This window comes from Deltaproteobacteria bacterium (assembly GCA_016874775.1).
Lineage (GTDB): Bacteria > Desulfobacterota > Binatia > Bin18 > Bin18 > VGTJ01.
On sequence record VGTJ01000261.1, the window covers coordinates 1 to 5,620 of the forward strand.

General features: G+C 55.6%; 6 protein-coding genes. 2 read left to right on the top strand and 4 right to left on the bottom strand.

Going from position 1 to position 5,620, the window contains the following annotated elements:
* Window positions 1–350: 350 nt before the first annotated feature.
* Window positions 351–1,103, bottom strand: coding sequence for a dienelactone hydrolase family protein (locus tag FJ147_26710; GenBank protein ID MBM4259478.1), 753 nt, complete (start codon window positions 1,101–1,103; stop codon window positions 351–353).
* A 33-nt stretch (window positions 1,104–1,136) separates the two neighbouring features.
* Complete coding sequence (locus FJ147_26715) at window positions 1,137–2,414, bottom strand: hypothetical protein (protein MBM4259479.1); 1,278 nt, start codon at window positions 2,412–2,414, stop codon at window positions 1,137–1,139.
* A 148-nt stretch (window positions 2,415–2,562) separates the two neighbouring features.
* Here FJ147_26715 and FJ147_26720 point away from each other — a divergent pair, with 148 nt between their 5' ends.
* Window positions 2,563–2,793: a hypothetical protein gene (locus tag FJ147_26720; protein ID MBM4259480.1), complete on the top strand. Its 231-nt coding sequence runs from the start codon at window positions 2,563–2,565 to the stop codon at window positions 2,791–2,793.
* A gap of 101 nt (window positions 2,794–2,894) precedes the next feature.
* On the opposite strand, the gene FJ147_26725 is transcribed toward FJ147_26720, so the two are convergent.
* Complete coding sequence (locus FJ147_26725; protein ID MBM4259481.1) at window positions 2,895–3,704, bottom strand: hypothetical protein; 810 nt, start codon at window positions 3,702–3,704, stop codon at window positions 2,895–2,897.
* Between the two features lie 153 nt (window positions 3,705–3,857).
* On the bottom strand, window positions 3,858–4,700 hold the full coding sequence (locus FJ147_26730; protein MBM4259482.1) for an efflux RND transporter permease subunit: 843 nt from the start codon (window positions 4,698–4,700) through the stop codon (window positions 3,858–3,860).
* A 304-nt stretch (window positions 4,701–5,004) separates the two neighbouring features.
* On the opposite strand from FJ147_26730, the gene FJ147_26735 reads away from it, so the two are divergent.
* Window positions 5,005–5,439, top strand: a complete 435-nt coding sequence (locus tag FJ147_26735) for a hypothetical protein (GenBank protein ID MBM4259483.1) — start codon at window positions 5,005–5,007, stop codon at window positions 5,437–5,439.
* Window positions 5,440–5,620: the final 181 nt, after the last annotated feature.

A 5,620-nucleotide genomic window follows, 5' to 3' on the forward strand; every position in this document is an offset into this window, starting at 1 on the left:
CCTACAGGTCTCCGACGATGAGTTTCAAGCGCTCAATATCAAACCCGGTAAGTTTCATGGCGATTGGAACTATACGCTTCTTCCTCGCTCTTAATCGGTAACTTAATTCTTGCCCATGCCTTAGTGTCAAGACGACTGTTCTATCGATCGCTCTTTCATCAGCGGTTTTTGTCTCTTGGTACCCTCATCCTGACCTTCTCCCTGAGGGAGAAGGAACCCATACGCGCTGCGCTCTACCTAAAACACAAGGATTTTTCCTTAAGTTGTGACTGATGACTGCGGAAGCGCTGCCAACGCTGGAATATGAGCTCGCAGCGCCCGGCTTCGTTCTGGGTTTGCAACGATGCTCCTTACTCGGCACCCGCTAACGTTTCCTGAAAGAGAGCGAACAACGCCGTCCAGTGGCGCTCGGCTGCGCCCTTATCAAAGACCGGCAAATCCGGCACCGCAAACCCGTGGCGAGCGCCGGCATAGGTCTCCACCACATGATTCACTTTGGCGTCCGTCAACGCCTTTTCCAGGCGAATTTTCTGCTCCTCTGGAAAACTCGCGTCTTCGATCGCCCCAGCGACATACACACGGCCGGTGATCTTGTTTACAAAGAGATGCGGACTGTCTGGCTTATCAGTTCCCAAATTGCCGCCGTGAAACGACGCGATCGCGGCAAAGCGATCCGGAAACGCACCCGCCGCGGTGAGGCTGGTGTTGCCACCCATACAATAGCCGGTGGCACCGAAGCGTTTGCCTTTGACCTCGGGCTGCGTGGACAGAAAGTCGAGGAATGCAGCCGAGTCTGAGACCTTGCGATCACGATCAAGGCTGTTCACCCATTTCATCAGTTCCTGCATCGCTTGCGGATTGCCGAGCACCTCCGATGGCACCTTCGGCGGATAGCTGCCAAGGCGATAATACAGGTCGGGCTGGAGCACCACATAGCCGCCATCGGCCAGCCGCTGCCCCATTTCCCACATGACCGGGCGGATACCCAAACCATCCATATAGAAAATCACACCAGGCCAGGGACCCTTGCCGCTGGCAGGCGTGAACAGTGACGCTGGGCAATTTCCGTCGCGGGTCTTGATCGTGATATTAGCGTGGGGCATGGGTACGTTCCTCCTTTAATTAGTGCCCACTACTTAGAAGAAGACAAAAGAGCGGACTACGACGTTCTTGCGGCAGGGCGCGTCAGCAGGCGCGGTGGGGTCGATGCACGCCGTGTGGAACGACCAGCGCGAGACCGAGCCGTCGGCGACTGAGTCGTAGCACTTGAGCATCGAGACCTCGGTAGATTTCTGCTGAGGCAGCCAATACCACTCGTGGTTAGGACGGTGGGTGAAACGGGTCGTCTCACCCACGCGGTCGTCGTAGATGCGGTAGTTGGTAATGTATGGTTGGTCGGCGAACGAAGGCCAGGCGCAGAGCACGAATGGATATTGGCCCACGGTCTCCATCGGCTTAGCAAGGTTGATCGAGATGAACCGTCGCGACATCTTCGCGTCCGCCTCGGCCTCTGTATAGTTTTGGGTACGCCCGAAGTTGCGCAGGTTCTTGGTCAGCAATTCGCGGCAGCGCACGCGCCCGCTGTTGTCATTCAAGTCGTTGTGCACCAGATCGGCGTAGAAGGTGTTCACGCCCGGATCCTTGTTGGCCTGATTTTCCTTGACGGGACCCTTGTACTCCTTGTTAAACACATCGTGGTTGTAGACCAGCGCATCCGTCGCCCCCGGGAAGAAGTCAAGGAGCAGTTTCTCGATCTCCGGATAAAAGACGCGTTCCACCTCCGCGGCGTCATAAAAGTTCGTGCATTTGGACTCGCAGTGCGCCAACGCGACGCCAAGCTTGTCCATGCACGCAGCACTGGTGGGCGAGAGACCGGGATAGTACTCCCCGATGCGTCGTGCATCGCGCAACACCTGAGGAAAATAGAGGCATTCCCGCGCGATGTTCTGTCCTTCGCGCCGCAACATCTTTGCCTCGGCTGCGCGCACGGGGTCTCGCCAGATCGCGTTGGACGAAACGACCGAGTACGACGGTTGCTCGAGCACAGTGTAGGGAAGCGGGAGTGCGACACCGCCCGCGGGAGCTTGAATGTTCTGCGCCCGAATGTGGGCCAGGCAGTCGGCATAGTTGCGAAACCCAATGCCCCACTTGGTTTCAATGGGGCCAGGAGGAGCGTTCACGATCATGTCGATCACTGCTTGTTCTTTGCCTTCGGCAATCTGGCAGAGTGCTTCCTCCATTGCTGCCGCAGTTCCCGCGTCCCCGTCCCGATCGAACGCCATGTAGGATAACCCGCCGTTTGCTGCGATGGGTGGTGGCTGCCCTGCGGTGAGTTGAAGAGGAGGCACATAAGCCGACGCAGCAGTCTTCGTACCCGTCGCAACGCTGTTCTCAATGTTCTTAAGCCTGTCCATAGTATATCCCCCAGGTAAAGATACCCCACCGTGGCACGTAGGGCGCGATGTTGCAAGGGTGTGGAGCTCAGGGTTCTGCGTGCAGTCCTGCAATTTCGCTGGGTACTGCAAATGGTGGCAGACCATCGGGTTGGGCAGGCACTGGAACGTGACTGAGCCAGCAGACCTGGTTGCCATGAACGAGACGTTTGCCTTTCTCTCTAGTGCGCACCGACACGCCCGCGATCCACTCACGAAATGGCAAGAAGGTACACGGCAAGAGTTTCGCCCGTTTGCCTGGAAGGACAATGATCGTACGTGCTTCCCTATTAGAGTGGCAGCCCTGCTCCGGCAAAACAAGCTTGGATCAAGTACGGTCTCGTGCGCAGCCGACGAATAGCCAGGGCCAATTCCGTCGCCAAATGCGGCCCGTGTTGACAACACAGATGATGCAGTTCCCCATACTTGAGCTGATTCCAGACGCCTCCCTAAAAGCTATCGTTACTCTGCCTCAGGCACATCCAATACTTGCAGCAGCGCCTCGGTCAGATCATATGTCCGACCATCCAAGCCGGCATGAGTCACACTATCCCGTAGCCCGCTGAATACCGCATTCCCCATCATATGCGCATACGCATCGGCCGGAATTTGCACGGATGACTGACTGTGACCATACGCCTGTTCACACACATCACGACGCAACGAGTTCCAGCCGCGGCACTTGAGTGGACGTGCAGAGTACGCCTGGCACTGATTATTTTGCAGCAAAGCACAGGGAATCGGCGTACTCATAGCTTGCGCAGAAGGATCGGATTTTCGTTGCTGACGGAACTGTAAGCGTTGTCGGAGGGCATCCAACTCATCGCCAGAGCAATGCATTCGTAACCAGTCAGCCAGATACCTCGCTTCAGCAGCCGTCACTAACACGGTCGGCACATAGCAACAGAATGCACAGCCAGCCTGACATGCACGCTGGTTCACTACTGGAGATTGACCGACCATCGAGTCTGCCCAGTTGTGGGCATTGTGCACGACCGTTGCGATCTGCTCGGCACTCTTTCCTGCTTGCAACATCGCCGTCGCATCATGATACTCTGCAGCGTAAACAGCCAGCTCTTCACCCGCCTCACGTGGAAGCCCCTGCGCAACGAGCGCAGCAATAAGCTGATGAATCTGTTCGGGTGAGGTCTGCTGTTGGAGTTGCCGTTTGATTGCAGCAACATCCGCTCGCCACGCAGGAGTCGCTGCTTGATTTGCATTTCCCTTCTTTCTTGCATCACGCTCTAAGCGCCGTCGTTCGGCTCGGTTCATCAATGTCTCCGGTTTCCATCAGGTTTTGGCAACTTCCGTCTATTATCAGAAATCTACAACCGGTTCAGCAAAGAGTTGGCACAAAAGACCTGCAAGACGCCAAAGCACTGATCGGCAGCCTGGACATCAGTGATTTATAGAACTCTCTGTGGCTCAATGAACAGACGGACTCAGGCGATCCGTACCGGTTGCGACGGCAGCATCACTGGTAGAAACCAACTCAGCGGCTCGGCGCTTGCTCAGGTAATACAGCACTGGCACAGCAAGGCGTGAAAGAAAGGTCGACGCGACCTCCCCTGCCATCAGCGACACGGCCAGTCCTTGAAAGATCGGGTCATAGAGAATCACCGCGGTGCCGACCACCACTGCCGATGCGGTCAGCAGCATAGGACGAAACCGTACCGCACCCGCATCGATCACCGCCTCACGCAGCGGCATGCCGTGGCGTCGTCGCAGTTCGATAAAATCGACCAGTATGATCGAGTTGCGCACGACGATGCCCGCCCCGGCGATAAATCCGAGGACCGATGCGCCCGAAAACGGCACGCCCCTCAGCCAGTGGGCGGGCAGTATCCCAATCAGACTCAACGGAATAGGTGACAGAATCACCAGCGGTGAGACAAACGACTGGAACCACGCTACCACTAGCGCATAAATCAACACCAAGACCGTGAGGAAAGCCAAACCGACGTCATGTAAAAACTCGTAAGTGACGTGCCATTCGCCATCCCACTTGACCGCTACCTGCTCGGTGAGAAACGGTTGGCGAATAAAATAGACGTCACTCACCAGCGTGCGCAGTGTGTCGGTCAAATCGAGCACCGGATAAATCGGACTTTCCTCTTTGCCGATCGTGTCGCCGGTAACATACACCACCCGTCCGCTAAGAGCGCCCGATGTCATATCGGTTTCCTCCCGTAATTGCACGACAAACGCGCGGTAGGGTGACAACGGCGATTGTTTCTGTAATGTCTCGTGTGGTAAGTCCAGCCTCATGCGCGTACTGTAGTAACCACCGCGCACGAAATCACGGGAAAAGTGCGAGATAATTGCGAGATAATTACGAGATTTTATTGAATCGAGACCCCGAGCTTTCGTGCCAGTGAGGTTATTCTTGTCACTGGACACTCGATGCACGATACCCTAGCAAAGAATGTCCACGTGCAGCCTTTCCTCTCCTGCTCGCCTTTCGCTAAGGCAGCGATTTTCCACACCTTCGGCTCGATGATCTCTCCTGGCATGGCGCTTGCGCTTCTTCGGCGGAAAATCCACCCACCTGTCACAGGAAGGAGCACGTTCTATGAAGACGCGAGCGTTCATTACCACTGGTTTGTTGACTCTCTCATTGAGTATCACAAGTAGTCATGCAAATGACCTCACACGGATGTCGGAGGGGTCGACCATATCAGCTATGGCATCAATGGCTTCAGCGACGATCGTCAGAGGAAGTATAGCGACACTTGCGCGAGGCGGGGAACTCATGGTCATTGGCTTGCAAACCGCCGGCAAGTCAACGTTACTCACGCTGAAAAGCTCGGCTGAGGTTGGAGAAATATCACTTCGCATTCCTACGGCGCTTGTCGGGGTAGCGGCGGTAGGCGTCGGCACCACCGTACGAGCACTCACTGAAGCGACTGGCTATACCTTAATGGCTTCAGGAGAGGTGATCGCCTTTGTTCCCAATAACGTGGGCAGCTCGTTGATTCATCACTCACAGCGTGAGGAGAAGAAGTAGAGTCATACGCGAAACACATGAAGATGGAAACGACAACAGAGATTCCCTTCCCCCTGTTAGAGAGTGTTTTGAAAAAGGGATTGGTAAGCTTGAGGGATGAATACACTGCCGCGAGTTTATCCAACGGACCTGACCATGACCGAATGGACACAATTGAAGAGCTTCTTTCCCCCGGCCTCTC

Coding starts and splice junctions, on each gene's coding strand:
- FJ147_26710 (MBM4259478.1), bottom strand. CDS start 1,103: ATGCCCCACGCTAATATCACGATCAAGACCCGCGACGGAAATTGCCCA.
- FJ147_26715 (MBM4259479.1), bottom strand. CDS start 2,414: ATGGACAGGCTTAAGAACATTGAGAACAGCGTTGCGACGGGTACGAAG.
- FJ147_26725 (MBM4259481.1), bottom strand. CDS start 3,704: ATGAACCGAGCCGAACGACGGCGCTTAGAGCGTGATGCAAGAAAGAAG.
- FJ147_26730 (MBM4259482.1), bottom strand. CDS start 4,700: ATGAGGCTGGACTTACCACACGAGACATTACAGAAACAATCGCCGTTG.
- FJ147_26735 (MBM4259483.1), top strand. CDS start 5,005: ATGAAGACGCGAGCGTTCATTACCACTGGTTTGTTGACTCTCTCATTG.